Annotated in this window: 12 protein-coding genes and 1 pseudogene; 8 read left to right on the forward strand and 5 right to left on the reverse strand. The window is 71.5% G+C overall.

Annotation, left to right across the window (positions count from 1 at the left end):
• Window positions 1-21: 21 nt before the first annotated feature.
• A complete protein-coding gene (locus ACLQ25_RS31490) occupies window positions 22-435 on the forward strand; it encodes a phosphotransferase (protein WP_425734375.1) in 414 nt (137 codons plus the stop codon).
• 61 nt (window positions 436-496) lie between these two features.
• On the opposite strand, the gene ACLQ25_RS31495 is transcribed toward ACLQ25_RS31490, so the two are convergent.
• The gene (locus ACLQ25_RS31495; RefSeq protein WP_425734368.1) at window positions 497-3,106 is read right to left on the reverse strand and encodes a glycoside hydrolase family 9 protein; all 2,610 of its coding nucleotides are present in this window, start codon (window positions 3,104-3,106) and stop codon (window positions 497-499) included.
• A gap of 250 nt (window positions 3,107-3,356) precedes the next feature.
• Between ACLQ25_RS31495 and ACLQ25_RS31500 the strand changes: the two genes are divergently transcribed.
• On the forward strand, window positions 3,357-4,082 hold the full coding sequence (locus tag ACLQ25_RS31500) for a PP2C family protein-serine/threonine phosphatase (RefSeq protein ID WP_425734369.1): 726 nt from the start codon (window positions 3,357-3,359) through the stop codon (window positions 4,080-4,082).
• A gap of 7 nt (window positions 4,083-4,089) precedes the next feature.
• Here ACLQ25_RS31500 and hrpB read toward each other — a convergent pair whose 3' ends face one another.
• Window positions 4,090-6,687 carry an ATP-dependent helicase HrpB gene (gene hrpB / locus ACLQ25_RS31505; protein ID WP_425734376.1) on the reverse strand — a complete coding sequence of 866 codons (2,598 nt, stop codon included), beginning with the start codon at window positions 6,685-6,687 and terminating at the stop codon, window positions 4,090-4,092.
• Between the two features lie 201 nt (window positions 6,688-6,888).
• Window positions 6,889-7,722 (reverse strand): SigB/SigF/SigG family RNA polymerase sigma factor, encoded by an 834-nt coding sequence (locus ACLQ25_RS31510; protein ID WP_425734370.1) that lies wholly within the window; start codon window positions 7,720-7,722, stop codon window positions 6,889-6,891.
• 378 nt (window positions 7,723-8,100) lie between these two features.
• On the opposite strand from ACLQ25_RS31510, the gene ACLQ25_RS31515 reads away from it, so the two are divergent.
• A complete protein-coding gene (locus tag ACLQ25_RS31515) occupies window positions 8,101-8,856 on the forward strand; it encodes a hypothetical protein (RefSeq protein ID WP_425734371.1) in 756 nt (251 codons plus the stop codon).
• Here ACLQ25_RS31515 and ACLQ25_RS31520 read toward each other — a convergent pair.
• Window positions 8,805-10,394, reverse strand: coding sequence for a phospholipase D family protein (locus ACLQ25_RS31520; protein ID WP_425734377.1), 1,590 nt, complete (start codon window positions 10,392-10,394; stop codon window positions 8,805-8,807). The genes ACLQ25_RS31515 and ACLQ25_RS31520 overlap by 52 nt on opposite strands.
• Before the next feature lie 129 nt (window positions 10,395-10,523).
• Here ACLQ25_RS31520 and ACLQ25_RS31525 point away from each other — a divergent pair, with 129 nt between their 5' ends.
• The 4 genes from ACLQ25_RS31525 (at window position 10,524) to ACLQ25_RS31540 (ending at window position 12,085) form a co-directional block, all read left to right on the forward strand.
• Window positions 10,524-10,652 carry a hypothetical protein gene (locus tag ACLQ25_RS31525; protein ID WP_355050233.1) on the forward strand — a complete coding sequence of 43 codons (129 nt, stop codon included), beginning with the start codon at window positions 10,524-10,526 and terminating at the stop codon, window positions 10,650-10,652.
• 457 nt (window positions 10,653-11,109) lie between these two features.
• Window positions 11,110-11,403 (forward strand): hypothetical protein, encoded by a 294-nt coding sequence (locus ACLQ25_RS31530; RefSeq protein ID WP_425734372.1) that lies wholly within the window; start codon window positions 11,110-11,112, stop codon window positions 11,401-11,403.
• Window positions 11,387-11,530: a hypothetical protein gene (locus ACLQ25_RS31535; RefSeq protein ID WP_425734373.1), complete on the forward strand. Its 144-nt coding sequence runs from the start codon at window positions 11,387-11,389 to the stop codon at window positions 11,528-11,530. Before ACLQ25_RS31530 ends, ACLQ25_RS31535 begins: the two co-directional genes overlap by 17 nt.
• Window positions 11,531-11,563: 33 nt before the next feature.
• Entirely contained in the window at window positions 11,564-12,085 is a 522-nt protein-coding gene (locus tag ACLQ25_RS31540) for a hypothetical protein (RefSeq protein ID WP_425734374.1), read from the forward strand.
• A gap of 5 nt (window positions 12,086-12,090) precedes the next feature.
• On the opposite strand, the pseudogene ACLQ25_RS31545 reads toward ACLQ25_RS31540, so the two are convergent.
• Window positions 12,091-12,342: pseudogene (locus ACLQ25_RS31545) on the reverse strand (transposase); the annotation flags it as partial.
• Window positions 12,343-12,463: 121 nt separating this feature from the next.
• Between ACLQ25_RS31545 and ACLQ25_RS31550 the strand changes: the two are divergent.
• Window positions 12,464-13,996: a transposase gene (locus tag ACLQ25_RS31550; protein WP_425734378.1), complete on the forward strand. Its 1,533-nt coding sequence runs from the start codon at window positions 12,464-12,466 to the stop codon at window positions 13,994-13,996.
• Window positions 13,997-14,155 lie beyond the last annotated feature (159 nt).

The raw sequence follows: 14,155 nt of genomic DNA on the forward strand, positions 1-14,155 counted from the left end.
TCGACGCGATGGCCGTCTCTCATCTACGCAACACGCCCATCAAGGGCAAGTCGTACACCACTCCCGTGGACGCAACCGCGGATCTGGGAGGTGGCCGTGGCCGCACCCGCGTGGGGTGGTCCGCCGCTGTGGCTACATGGGGACCTGCATCTCGCCAACATCCTCGTCGACCAGGGCCGGATCAGCGCGGTGATCGACTTTGGCGACATCACCTCGGGTGATCCCGCGACCGATCTGTCGGCGGCCTGGATGCTGTTCACGGCCGAGCAACGCGCTGCTTTGCGCCGGGCGTACGGCCGTGCGGACGACGCGACCTGGGACAGGGCGCGCGGCTGGGCGCTCGCCCTGTCCCTGATGTTCCTGACGCACTCGAAGGACAACCCGCTGATCCGCGGCATCGGCGAGCGTGCGTTCCGCCTGGTGCTGGATTCCTGACAGCGAACGGGTGGTCCTGGTGGCCGCCCCCGGGGGGAAGGGCGGCCACCAGGGGGCGCGCTCAGGACAGCGAGCAGGCGTTCCCGTTGACGGTGACCAGCCCCGGGTTGGGGTTGGCGCCGCCGTTGGTCGTCGCGTTGAAGCCGAATGTCACCGTGCCGCCGGGGACGATCTTGGCGTTGTGCGACTCGTTCTTCGCCGTGACCGTCGCGCCGGCCTGGGTGACCTTCGCCAGCCAGGCCTCCCGGACGCGCTGGTCACCGGTGAACGCGAACCGCACGCTCCAGCCGTTGACGGCCGTGGACCCGGTGTTGCGGATGGTCAACTGCGCGGTGAACCCGGTGCCGCCCTGCCAGGTGCCGTAGTTGGCGTAGTTCACCGAGCAGGTGACGGCCGGTACGGCGCCCGCCCCGCCCTGGTCGGCCAGGAACGAGGAGATCCAGGCCAGCGCCGAGTTCCAGTTGATCGCCACCTCGTTCGTGGAGTACGAGTTGATGTCGTCGACGTAGCAGAACATCGGCTTGCAGCCGGCGAGCAACTGCGCCACGAACGGGTCCTGCAGCGCCGCGTTCGCGCCACCGGCGAGGGAGCCGGCGGGCGGACGGGGCAGGTTGGCGTCGAGCTGGTGGCCGAAGACCCGGCTGTGCTGGTTCTGCGCGGCGTGCTCGCCCCAGCCGGTGACGTACGAGATGTTCAGGGCGTTGCGGCCCAGGATGTAGTCCATCGCCTGCACGGCGCCGTCGCGGTAACGGGCGTCGCGGGTCAGGTCGAAGGCGGTGGCCAGGACGACCGCGTTGTTGATGATGCTGCTGTTCGCGCCCCAGAAGTAGCTGTCGGCGTCCCCGGGCATCGGGAGCCCGTACGCCTGCCGGCGCAGCTCGGCGAGGTACGCGTCGGCGGCGGCGGTGGCCGAGGCCCGGACCCGGGTCAGGTCGGCGGCGGGCAGCCGGTTCGGCACGGTGGCCAGATCGAGGCGACCCAGCGCGGCGACGCTCTGCCAACCGAAGCCGCGCGGCTCGAACACGTTGCCGGTGTGATGCGGCGACGCGGTCAGGTCGGTCAGGTAGGTCTGCGCTCCGGTGGTGAGGTACAGCTCGACCGCCGCCCAGTAGAACTCGTCGGTGACGTTCGAGTCGTCGTACGCGCCGCCGCCGGTGCCGTCGGTCGGGCTGGCGTACACCGCGGGGTGTGCCTTCGCGGCGGCGTAGGCCGTCTTCGCGGCGGCGCCGCAGCGGGACGTGAACGCCGCGTCGTACGGGGCGAAGAGTCGCGCGCACTGGGCGGCGGTCGCGGCCATGTTGAGGGTGGCCGCGGTCGACGGCGGGTGCAGCTCGCGCGGCTGCGGGTCGTCCTGCGGGGCGAGCGGCAGGCCGGTCCAGTTCTTGTCGTGGATCTTGTGGTGAACCATGCCGGCGAGCGGCTTGCCGGCCGGCACCTGCATGCGCAGCAGGAACTCCAGCTCCCAGCGGGCCTCGTCGAGGATGTCCGGGACGCCGTTGCCGCGCTCGGGCACCCGTAGGGTGCTGTCCGCCAGTCCGGCCCCGCCGTTGGCGGTGGCGGCCGTCTTGGTCCGCTCGAAGGTGTTGAGGAGCTGGTAGGTGGCGATGCCGCCGTTGACGACGTACTTGCCGTGGTCGCCGGCGTCGTACCAGCCGCCGCGCACGTCGAGGGAGTAGTCGCAGACGCCCGGCTGGCAGGGCACGCTGGTGTCGCCCTGGTTGGGGGCGACGCCGAGGTGACCGGCCGGGCGGGCGTACTCGTCGCCGATCAGGTCACCGTCGATGGCGATGCCGCTGCGCTGGGCGTAGAAGAACTGCATCGAGTCGGAGCGTAGTTGGTTGTAGAGGGTGCCGGAGATGTCGAACGGGTGGCTGGTCTCGCCGTCGACGGTGAGCGTCAGCCCCGCGCCCGGGGTGCGGTAGCTGGAGAAGTCGACGGTCTGCACGTTCTGCCCGGAGGCGGCGTCCACGCCACGCGTGGTGGTGGTGCCGCTGGCCAGGACGGCCCCGGCGGCCGAGTGCAGCTGCCAGGGCAGTGGCGTGGTCGCCTCGGTGACCACCGTGGCGTTCTTCGGCCCGCCGGGCAGGTAGCCCACCTGGTTGACGCGGACGCGGGGCCCGGTGTCCGGCTCGTACGGCGCGGGGGGCTCGCCGCCACGCAGCGATACGTCGTCGAGGCAGATGGTCTGCGCCTGCGCGCTCCCACCGACCTGGAAGATGAGCTGGGCGTTCTGGTTGTCGTCCGGAACGGTGAACGTCGACTCGACGCGCTGGACGGTGCCGGTGGCGGCCGCGTCCACGGCCGCGTACGTCGTGTACGGGGCGCTGCCGAGCTGGAGTACGGCCTTGACGGCGGTGCCGGGCGTCGCGGTGATGTCGAAGCCGAGCGTGTACTCGGCACCCGCGATCAGCGGCACTCCGTCCTGGCCGATGCCGGCGTCCCACGGGTTGGCGAGTCCACCGGGGACGGCGGCGCAGAGCTGGCCGTCGGTGACCCCGAGTGAGTCGGTGCCGTAGGAGAACCACGGGCTCACGCCCGCGCTGAAGTCCCCGTTGTCGATCTGCTCGGGGGCGTCCGGTGGAGGGGCGGCGTAGGCCGCTCCGGCGCCCGCGCCGATGAGGGCCAGAGTGGTCGCCGCAGCCAGGAGGAGGCGACGTTTGGATGGCGTCACGGGGTAGTCCTTCCGGGACGGGAGGTGAGGCAGGTGGCGGTGGCGATCTGGGAGCGCTCCCAGGTCGAAGCTCGATGTTTCCAGTGGTGGATCGTCCTGTCAATTGATCCGACTGGATGGGATCTGCCGTCCGACAAGGGGCGGAGGTGCGCGCCGCGCTCGAACGCGAGACGTGAGATTGGCCGCGCCACGCGCCGTCGTCCTGATCTCCTAGAGACAACTGCGCCCTTCGCCTGGCAGGCTGCCTCCCATGACCCTGAAGCTGCGTTCCGTGGGAACGAGCGACCGTGGGCTGATCCGCAGCGGAAACCAGGACGCCCTGCACGCCGGCGCCTGGCTCGTCGCCGTCGCCGACGGCATGGGCGGAATGGCCGCAGGTGATCTCGCCAGCTCGCTCACCATCGACGCGGTCGCCCCGCTGGACGTGGAGACACCCGAGGACGCCCTGGTGGCCGCCCTACAGGACGGCATCGCGCTGGCCACCGCCCGCATCCGGCAGGCGGTCGCCGACGACCCCGAGCGCCAGGGCATGGGCACCACGTTGACCGCCCTGCTCTTCGCCCGTACCGGTAGCTGCCTGGCCCTCGCCCACGTCGGTGACTCGCGGGCCTACCTGTTCCGCGAGGGTGTGCTCAAGCAGATCACCCGCGACGACACCTTCGTGCAGATGCTCGTCGACCAGGGCGTGATCACCCCGGACCAGGCCAGCAGCCACCCGCGCCGGGCCGTCGTCACCCAGGCGTTGCAGGGCGAGGACGTCTCCCCGTCGTACGCGACGATGGTGCCCCGGTCCGGCGACCGGTGGCTGCTGTGCAGCGACGGCCTCTCCAACGTCGTCCGCCCGGACACCCTGGCCGAGGTGCTCGCCGCCTACCCCGACCGGTCCGCCTGCGCCGGCAAGCTGATCGACCTGGCGCTGCACGCGGGCGCTCCGGACAACGTCACCGTCGTGGTGGCCGACGTCGTCGAGGAGTAGCCCCTACTCAGCGCCGTCGTGGCGCGGCCCGGCGGGTGGGCGTCGCCGTATCCGGGTCCTCGGGCCACGGGTGACGCGGATAGCGACCGCGCAGCTCGGCGCGGACCTGCGGATAGCCGGTACGCCAGAACGACGCGAGGTCCGCGGTGACCGCCACCGGCCGGCCGGCGGGGGAGAGCAGGTGCAGCAGCACCGGCACCCGGCCACCGGCGATGCGCGGGGCCGCCGGCCAGCCGAACGTCTCCTGGAGCTTGACCGCGAGCACCGGCGCGGCCGGGTCGGCGTAGTCGACGCGGATGCGTGAGCCGCTGGGCACCTCGATCCGCTCGGGCGCGAACTCGTCCAGGCGCGCGGCCTGCGCCCACGGCAGCAGTCGACGCAGGGCCGAGGTCACGTCCACGCGGTTCAGGTCGGCACGCCGCCGGCCGGCGGCCAGCTCCGGCCCCAGCCACGTCGGGGCGGCGGCGAGCAGCGCCTCGTCGTCGACGTCCGGCCACCCGTCGTCGAGGTGCAGTCGGCAGAACGCCATCCGCTCGCGCAGCCCTCGCGCCGCCGGCGTCCACGGCAGCAGTCCCAACCCCTCCTGACGCAGGCCGGTGAGCAGCGCCGCCGTGATCTCCGCCCGGTCCGGACGGTCCAGCCGCCGCGCCACCAGTTCGATCGCGCCCAGGCGGGTCACCTCCCGGGCCACCACGTCCCCGTCGGACCAGCCCACCTCCCGGCGCGTGGACAGCAGGGGGCCCGCCGCCTCCCGTGCGGTCGCCTCGTCCAGGCCGGTGGCGCGGCGGATCCGCGCCGAGGGCGCGCCGGGGCGGCGGTCCGCGACCGCCACCGCGAGCCAGTCGGCGCCGGCCAGGCCCGAACCGGCCGCCAGCTCCGCGGCGGTTCCGCCCGTCATGAGGTACGACGACCCGCCCGGCCGCCGCACCCGGGCCAACCGCTCGGGGTACGCCAGACCGACGACCAGCCCGGCGGCGAGGTCGTCGGTCAGCCGGTCGGAGGCACCGGGCGCATGGGACCGAGAGTTCGCGGCGGTGCGGGGCGGCAGTGCGGTGCCGGGCGGCGGTGCGGTGTCGGGCGCGCCGGCCGTCGCGCTGGCGGGCAGCGCGGCGCGCAGGCGGCGTACCTCGGCACGCCAGCGGGCGGTGGCCCCCGCGTCGACTCCGGCGCGCAACCGACGCCAGCCGGCCACCAGGTCGTCGCCCTGGCCGGCCGCGCTCTCCTCGGCGAGGAGGGCGACCACCTCGGCCGCGCGGTCGGCGCCGACCCGGTCGGCGGCGTCGAGCAGCGCCCGGGCCAGCCGGGGGTGTGCCCCGGCGGAGGCGATCGCCCGTCCCCGCCCGGTGATCCGACCCGTCGCGTCGACCGCGCCCAGCGTTTCGAGGGTGTCCCGGGCGACGGTCATCGCCGCGGCCGGTGGCGCGTCGGGCAGCGCGAGTCCGGCGCCGTCCGGGCTGCCCCACGCGGCCAGCTCCAAGGCGAACCCGGTCAGGTCGGCGGTGGCGATCTCCGGCTCCGGCCGGGCAGGCAGTCGCTCGTGGGTGGCCTCCGACCAGCAGCGGTAGACGCATCCGGGCGCCTCGCGGCCGGCCCGGCCGGCCCGCTGGGTGGCGGCGGCCCGGGAGACCGGCACGGTGACCAACGCGCCCAGGCCACGGGCCAGGTCGATGCGGGGTACCCGGGACAGCCCGGCGTCCACCACCGTCCGTACGCCCGGCACGGTGAGGCTGGTCTCGGCGAGCGCGGTGGACAGCACCACGCGGCGCCGGTCGTCGGTCCGGGGGCGCAGCGCCGCGTCCTGCTCGGCTCCGCGCTGACGGCCGTGCAACGGCAGCAGCGCGACGGTGTCCCGCAGGTCGGCGAGCCGCCCGGCGACCGCCGCGATCTCACCGGCCCCGGGCAGGAAGACCAGCACGTCGCCGTCCTGCTCGCGCAGCGCCCGGCGGACGGTGGCGGCCACGTGGTCGAGCAGGGCGCGGTCGACCGGGCCGGCCCCGGGCGGCGCGACGGGCCGGGGCGGCGGCGTCCAGATCCGCCGCACCGGGTACAGCGCCGACTCGGCCCGGACCACCGGGGCGGGGGCGGCCCCGCCGAGCAGCGCGGCGAACCGGTCGGTGTCCGGCGTGGCGGACATGGCGAGGAGCCACAGGTCGGGCCGGAGCGTGGCCCGGGCCTCCACCGTGAAGGCCAGCGCCAGGTCGGCGTCGAGCTGCCGCTCGTGGCACTCGTCGAGCAGCACCGCGCCCGTGCCGGGCAGCTCCGGGTCGTGGTGCAGCCGGCGGACCAGCAGGCCGGTGGTGACCACCTCGATCCGGGTGGCCGGGGAGACCCGCCGCTCGCCGCGTACGGCGTAACCGACCCGGTCGCCGACGCGCTCACCCAGCAGGTCGGCCATCCGCCGGGCCGCGGCGCGTGCCGCCACCCGGCGGGGCTGGGCGATCACCACCCGGCCGTCGACCCGGTCGGCCACCGCCAGCGGCGCGAGGGTGGTCTTGCCGGTGCCCGGCGGCGCGACCAGAACCGCCGCGCCGGCCGCGTCGAGCGCGGTGAGCACCGCCGGCAGGGTGGGACGGACCGGCAGGTCCAGGGTCACGTCGGAGAGCACGGCCCAGTCTCGCACCGGGCTCCGGCGGGCTCGACGTGCCCGCCCGGCCCCGGGCCGCTTCGCCGGCCGGCCCCCGGGCCGCTTGGGCGGGTGGACCGTACGCGAACGGCCGGGCCGCCGCCCCGAAGGGAAGCGACCCGGCCGACATTCACACGGTCGAGGACCGGGGCCACGTTGACCCGGTCCTCGACCGTGACATCCCTAGTAGGTGCCGTCGAGCTGGCCCCGCAGCTTGGTCAGCGCGCGGGCGAGCAGCCGGGAGACGTGCATCTGCGAGACGCCGATCTGGTCGGCGATCTGCGACTGGGTCAGGTTGCCGTAGAACCGCAGGGTCAGGATCTTCTGCTCCCGCTCGTCGAGCGTGGCGAGCGCCGGGCCGAGGGCGACCCGCAGCTCGGCCAGCTCGAACTCGTTGTCCTCGCCGCCGAGCATGTCGCCCAGCTCAGTGGCCCGGTCACCGTCGCCGGTCGGGGTGGACAGCGACACCGCGTTGTACGCGCGGGCGCCTTCCAGGCCCTCCAGGACCTCTTCCTCGGTGAGCTTGAGGTGGGCGGCGATGTCGGCGACCGTCGGCGAACGGCCGAGGGTCTGCAGCAGCGAGCTGTTGGCGTCGGAGATGGCGAGCCGCAGCTCCTGGAGACGGCGGGGAACCCGGATGTCCCAGGTGCGGTCGCGGAAGTGGCGCTTGAGCTCGCCGATGATGGTGGGGATCGCGTAACCGGCGAAGTCGACGCCGCGCGACGGGTCGAACTTGTCGATGGCCTTGATCAGGCCGACGGCGGCGGTCTGCGCCAGGTCGTCGGTCGGCTCGCCCCGCCCGCTGTAGCGGTGGGCCAGGTGGTTGGCCAGCGGCAGCCAGGCCTCGATCGCGCGGTCCCGCAGAGCGGCGCGCGACGGGTGGTTGGCGGGCAGTGCGGCCATCGCGTTGAGGAGATCGGCGGCGCTGTCGGTGAGCGCGCGCGGGTCCAGCTTGGTGGTGCTGGTCTGCTCGGCTGTCGTGCTGCTCGCCTGCTCGGTGATCGTTGACGCGGTCATGGTGGTCCTCCCTGCACCTCGTCCGCGGACAAAAATAAGTGGCGCTTTGGTTTAGCTTCAGTTGGGCCGTTCGGGAGTCACCTTAACCTGATCGGCTCGCGGAAAGCTAGCCGAAAGGTTGATGTACTTAAGGTGTGTCGAGCCGCAAAACGCCCATAAGCGGCGGCGAGCGGGCAGGTAGTAGAGTCTCCTACCCGTTTTTGGGCGATCCTGCGCCACCCGGTCCTCCAGATCGGCCCGACCGGTCGGTGCCTCCACCCTCCGCCGAGCGGTCAACATGAAATCCGACAACCGGGCAGGTGTGTCGCCTATCCGTCGTTGTCCCGTCGGCGGGACCGGCCGTAGCGTCGCCTAGTAGACACCCGGTTCGGAGGCACCATGCTCGATCCAACCGCTCCCCAGCTCGTCGTGAACAGCCACACCCTCTACTTCAGCTGGTTGCCAGCGGACCCCGACGCGGTCGCCGCCCTCGTCCCCACCGGGCTGCGTCCCCGTGCCGACCGACAGGTGTTCCTCAACCAGTACGTCGTCGAGGACGAGACGCAGACCTCTGGCTTCGGCGCGTACTCGTTGACGTACCTCGGCGTCTCGCTGGCCGGCGTGGACGCCCCCGGCGGGCTCAGCCCCGGCGGCTGGTGGACCCACTACGTGGCCTCCAGCCGGGTCGTCCGCGAGTACGCCACCGCGCGCGGCGCTCCCGTTCTGGCCGGCCTGACCACGATCAAGCGCAACGGCGAGGCGCTGCAATCCGAGACCGAGGCGGACGGGGTGCCACTGATCCGCGCCCGATGTCGGGTCGGGCAGACCGGGCACGTGATCAGCAGCGGGCACCACCGCTACTTCACCCAGCGAGACGGCCAGCTACTCAGCTCGGTCTACCCGTTCGTGGCCGAGCCCGTCACGCCGTTCGAGATCGAGTCGGTGGAGTTCCTGCAACCCCGACACCCGATGTACGCGCTGCGCCCCGCCAACCCGCTGATCATCGGATTCGGCTACTTCTCACCGCGCTCGTCGTTCGCCTACCCCGGAGGGCTCAGCGTGCACCCGGGCGGGGTCGGACTGCCCGAGCCGGCCCGGCCGGTTCACCAGGTGCCGGCCAGCCTCGCGCGCAGCGGCCTGCCGTCGGGGTCGTAGACCAGCCGGTACACCGGCAGCGCCCAGGCCCGCGTGAACCAGGGCAGCCGCTCGGGGCGGTGCGGGCGCAGCCGGCCCGCCGGACGCTCGCCGACCTGGCCGCTGTCGTACCACCGTTGCAGTTCGTCGGCCGCGGCCGCGATGGCCGCGACGGCGTCGGCCGGGTCGAGCAGGTCGGCGTCGTCGGCGCCGTCCGGGTCGCGGTCCAGGTGCTCGCGCCAGAGACGCAGCCGCAGGTCGCGGGCGTAGACCCGGGCCCCGTCGCCGAGGCCCGCCGGGTCGGTGGGCGTCCGCTCGTCGCGCGTGTCGTCGAGTACGGCGCAGGACAGCTCGCTGTCGTGGGTCCAGGAGCGGCGGTTGAAGTTGTCGCTGCCGACGCTGGCCCAGACGTCGTCGACCACGCAGACCTTGGCGTGGACGTACACCGGGGTGCCGGCGTGGTTCTCCACGTCGAACACGTGCACCCGATCGGGCGCGGCGCGCTCGCACAGCGACAGCGCCTGCTCGCGGCCGACCATGTTGGGCGGCAGGGCGAGCCGGCCGTCCACGTCCGGGTGCCGGGGCACCACGGCCACCAGGTGCAGCTCCGGGTTCTCCCGCAGCGCCTGGGCGAACAGGTTCGCCACCTCGGTGGACCAGAGGTACTGGTCCTCGAGGTAGATGAGGCGGCGGGCCCGCTGCACCGCCTTGGTGTAGCCCCGGGCCACGGTCCGCTCGCCGTCCGGGGCGAACGAGTAGCGCGGCCGCACGGCGGGGTAGGTGCGTAGCACCTGGATCTGGTGCGGCCCACACTCCGGCGGGTCGGCGGGCTGGTCGGGCAGCGGGTCCGGCCGCAGGTCCGCGCCGCGCAGCCGGTCCCGCGCGTACGCCATCGGGTTCTCCGAGTCCAGCGGCATCGGGTCGGTCCAGCGCTCCCGGAAGACGGTGTCCAGCGCGCCGACCACCGGCCCGCGCACCGCGAGCTGCACGTCGTGCCAGGGCGGGTTCGGGCCGTACCGGGGAGACATCTGCACCGGCTGGGGGTCGCCCTCGTGCGCGGCGGTGTCACGGCGGCTGTGGCACAGGTCGATGCCACCGGCGAAGGCGATGTCCCGCTCCGGGGCGTCGACGTGCCGCAACACCACCAGCTTCTGGTGGTGCGAACCGCCCCGGCGGACCCGCTGGTCCAGCAGCACCTCCCCGCCGGCCGCCGAGACCGTCTCGCTCAGGTTGCGGTTCTCCGCCTCGCTGTAGGCCAGCACGTCCAGGTGCGAGCGCCAGATCAGGCCCTTGACCACCACGCCGCGCTGAGCGGCCTGGGCGAAGAGCTGCGCCACGGTGGGGCCGTCTGGGCGCAGCCGCTGGTCCGGGTCACCCCGCCAGTCGGTGAAGAAGAGGTGGTCGCCATCGGTCAACGCCTCGACCTCGTCGACCAGGCGGTCGAAGTACGCCGCGCCGTGAATCAACGGCTCGGCGAGGTTTCCCCTGGTCCAAACGGGTAACCCAGAGACCGGGTTGGCGCGTTCCTGCGCGGTGAGGAACCAGTCCTGTAACGGCACGTCCAGCCCCCCTGAGGTCGACAACGTCCTCACGGTAGGACCCCCGACGCGGGTCCGCATGCCAGGTCGCCCGACCGGTGACCTGGATGACGCCACGCGAGCAGCGACAACAGCCGAGGAGGCCACACCATGCCCCGCGAAACGACGAACCCCGTGAACGAGTACCGCGAGCCGGCGGTGGAGAGCGAACGGGGGGCGCTGGTAGCGGTGTTGGTGATGGTGATCCTGGGTGTCGCGGGGATTTTCGCGGTGTCGTAACGCTGACGTTTTCGGCCGTCCGGGTGCCGCTGGCCTTGATCGACTCTAGATCGCCGATGTCGGGGCATCCCGTCGCGCGGAAGCCCCGACATCGCTGAACTGGAGTGGATCACCCACGCGACCGGCTCGACCTGTCCCGCGCCCGCGTCTGCGGGTATCAAGATCTGAGCAAGTTCCCTGATGTTGCTGCTTCGTGTACGCGTCAGACAGCAGGATCAGTGAGGTTGCTCAGATCTTGCTCGCTGCCGGCTGGCCGGAGCGGCGGCCAGCGGGAACTTGGGTGCCGCCGTGCGGCGGCGGTACCGCGCCGCGCCGGTACCGCGCTGCGCCGATCTTGCACTTTCGGTCGCCGGGATGAGTTGGTTTGGGCTCTTACGGCCGAGCAGAAGATGCAAGATCGGCGGCGCGGGGGAGCGGGTGGAGGGCCGTGCCCCTCGGGATGGGCAAGGATGGCAGCGTGGACACGCAACCCACCTTCGCCGACCCGTGGTGGGACCTGCGTGGGGACACACCTCCCGAGCTCCAGCAACGCCAGGCGCTGCACGCCGAACTTCTCGTCGAGGTGGCACCCGGTCACCCACTGCACGGCCAGCCCACCAGGGTCGTTGCCCGGTCTCAGGCGTCGGACGACATCCTCGTCCAGCTCCCCGAACGCTGGGCGCTCGTCCACCTCACCTGGAAAGCCGCCCCGGAGACTCCACCGTGGCCGAAGACCACGTTCTACGACAACCCCCATGGAGTACGCCCATGAAGCTGCCGCCCGGAGCCACCGGCTTCCAGAGGTTGACCTGACCGCTCTCGACCCCGGCGAACACGATCAGATCGACTACTGGAAGCCGGCCGCCGTAGGTGAGCTGCTGTTCAACTTCTGGGACTGAAGACCGGTACTGGTCAAGGGCTAACGTGCTCAGGTGAGCTACGAGATGTTCGTCCAGCGGTTCGAGCAGGGCGACGCCGCCCCGATGGCGGCCGATGGGTTTCTGGCCGTCTTTGAGCCCCACGCCGACCACCGGGAATCCCAGGACGACTACTGGCACATCAGCGCCGACGACGGCGGCACGGCCGACGTCTACGCCGACCTTGCCGACGACACGTTCGGCAGTCTCATGATCAGTCGGTTCTCCGCTGGCGCAGTTCTCGACCTGCTCGTCACGTTCATCGGGCTCGCCGATGCCGTGGTGCTTCCACCTGGCTGCCCCACTCTGCTCGCGCACGAAGGGCAACGGCACCACCTTCCCGAGAAATTCGCGAGAGCGCGGTGGTCATTCGAGCAGGCGCGGACGTGGAGCAGGTCCTCCGGAACTGCTAGGAATCGCCATCCCGCTGACCGATCGGAACGACCCCGCGCCCACTGCACCCAGCATCTCTGGCAATCTTGGACACTTGCCGTTATCAGTTGGGACTGTCAACTTAACGGTGTAACTGGATCTTGATGGGGTTACTTGCGGGCTGCGGACAGGCGGCCTTCGAAGGTGATCTCGAAGGCGTTCAGGGCGGCTTCCCAGCGGGTGATCCAGCGGCGCTGACCGGTGCCCGTCGGGTCCAGGGCCATCACGGCGAGGTACACGCACTTCAACGCGGCCTGCTCGTTGGGAAAGTGCCCACGGGTTCGTACGGCCCGGCGGATGCGGGCGTTCACCGACTCAATCGCGTTCGTCGAGCAGATCACCTTGCGGATCTCGGTGTCGAAGAGCCTGTCGCAGAATGCCCGTGTCCTGTGGGGGTCGTCAGCGGCGGTTCTGAAAGAATCGGGCATGGCCCGCGATTATCGCCCTGTGCTGCGTGATCAGGTGTTTCTGCTGCCGCCGGACATGCGGGATTGGCTGCCGCAGGATCACCTCGTATGGTTCGTCCTCGACGTCGTCGAGACGCTCGACGTCTCCGCGTTCGAGGCGTCTCGTCGCCGTGGTGGGGTCGGGGCGGCCGGGTATGACCCGCGGATGCTGCTGGCTCTTCTGGTCTACGCCTACTGCCGAGGAGTGCGTTCGTCTCGGCAGGTTGAGCGGCTCTGCCACACCGATGTCGCGTTTAAGGTCCTCTGCGCTGGAGATATCCCTGATCACGCGACGATCGCACGGTTCCGGGCGAGCTCCGAGGTTGCGTTCGCTGGGTTGTTCACACAGGTGCTGATGATCGCAGCGCGGGCAGGACTTGCCCGCTTCGGCACGATCGCGATCGATGGCACCAAGATCGCGGCGAACGCGTCGATCGACGCGAACCGGGGACGGGACTGGTTCGACCAGCAGGCCAGACAGATCGTCACCGGCATCGTCGAGGAAGCTGCGGGCGTCGATGCCTGCGAGAACACGCAAGCGCCTCGCGACGGCAGCGAGTCCAACGGGGACCGTGTCCCCGCAGCGTTGGCTGACCGGTCGGGGCGGGTGGATCGTATTCGGCGCGCGGCGGCGGAGTTGGCTGAGCAGCAGCAGCGTCTGAAGGTCGACGATGAGGCGAGGAAGATGGCAGCCCAGGCCCGACTGGAGGCGTCACGAGCTGGTCAGCCGGTGCGCGGCCGGATCCCGGATGGGCCATTGCGGCTTGCTGAGGCGAGGGCGCATCTGGAGCGCGAGCTGCGCGAGCATCAAGCGAAGCTCGAGCGCAGGGCCGCGTTGATCGCTGCGGGGAAGAAGCCGATGGGTGCTCCGCCTGTCCCGGCCGAAGAACACTCCCGGATCGTGAGAGCCCGCCGGGTCGTCGCTGCAGCCGAAACCGCGGCCACGGCGGCTGGCAATCACCAGGCTCCCGCGAAATCTCTGCCGAAGACCGTCGCGAACATTACCGATCCGGACTCGCGGGTGATGCCTACCCGTCGCGGGTTCCTTCAGGGTTACAACGCGCAGGTCGCGGTTACCAGCGACCACGTCATCGCCGCGGTCGATGTGAACCGGAACCCCAACGACATGGGATCGTTCGTGCCGATGATGACCGCCGCGGTCGCGGCTGCCGCTGGCGTGCATCAGGCAACTGGGTTGCCCGATCATCAGATCGGAATCGTGCTGGCCGACGCCGGCTACTGCAGCAACAGCAACCTGGATGCGCCTGGACCGGACCGGCTCATCGCCCTGGGCAAGAGCCGCGAGCAGGCCGCGGCGGCGTTGCGTTCACCTACCGATGGTCCGCCACCTGTTGACGCGTCTACACGAGAGGCGATGGCTCACCGACTCAGGACCCCGGAAGGCGCCAAGGCTTACAAGAGACGCGGCGCGACCGTCGAACCCAGCATCGGAACCCTCAAGACCATCCTGGACAGATTCTCCCGACGAGGAATCGCGGCCGCCCGAAGCGAACTGAACCTCGCAGCCGCCGCTTACAACATCCGCAAAATCCACACCGCAGCAGCCTGACGCGCCGGGGACCAGTCCAGCCGACAGCGCGATCAAGCCAACCGGCTCCACCCAACCATCGGCATTCCGCGACAGGCTCCGAAGGTCAGAAACGGGACGAACTCGGCCCAGGCGTTCTCCCACAGCCGGACGATCGCCGGGTACTTCTTACCCCAGGCC

Source organism: Micromonospora sp. DT44 (assembly GCF_049841635.1).
Classification (GTDB): domain Bacteria; phylum Actinomycetota; class Actinomycetes; order Mycobacteriales; family Micromonosporaceae; genus Micromonospora.

Coding starts and splice junctions, on each gene's coding strand:
- ACLQ25_RS31535 (WP_425734373.1), top strand. CDS start 11,387: ATGGAGTACGCCCATGAAGCTGCCGCCCGGAGCCACCGGCTTCCAGAG.
- ACLQ25_RS31550 (WP_425734378.1), top strand. CDS start 12,464: ATGCGGGATTGGCTGCCGCAGGATCACCTCGTATGGTTCGTCCTCGAC.
- ACLQ25_RS31525 (WP_355050233.1), top strand. CDS start 10,524: ATGCCCCGCGAAACGACGAACCCCGTGAACGAGTACCGCGAGCCGGCG.
- ACLQ25_RS31510 (WP_425734370.1), bottom strand. CDS start 7,722: ATGACCGCGTCAACGATCACCGAGCAGGCGAGCAGCACGACAGCCGAG.
- ACLQ25_RS31500 (WP_425734369.1), top strand. CDS start 3,357: ATGACCCTGAAGCTGCGTTCCGTGGGAACGAGCGACCGTGGGCTGATC.
- ACLQ25_RS31515 (WP_425734371.1), top strand. CDS start 8,101: ATGCTCGATCCAACCGCTCCCCAGCTCGTCGTGAACAGCCACACCCTC.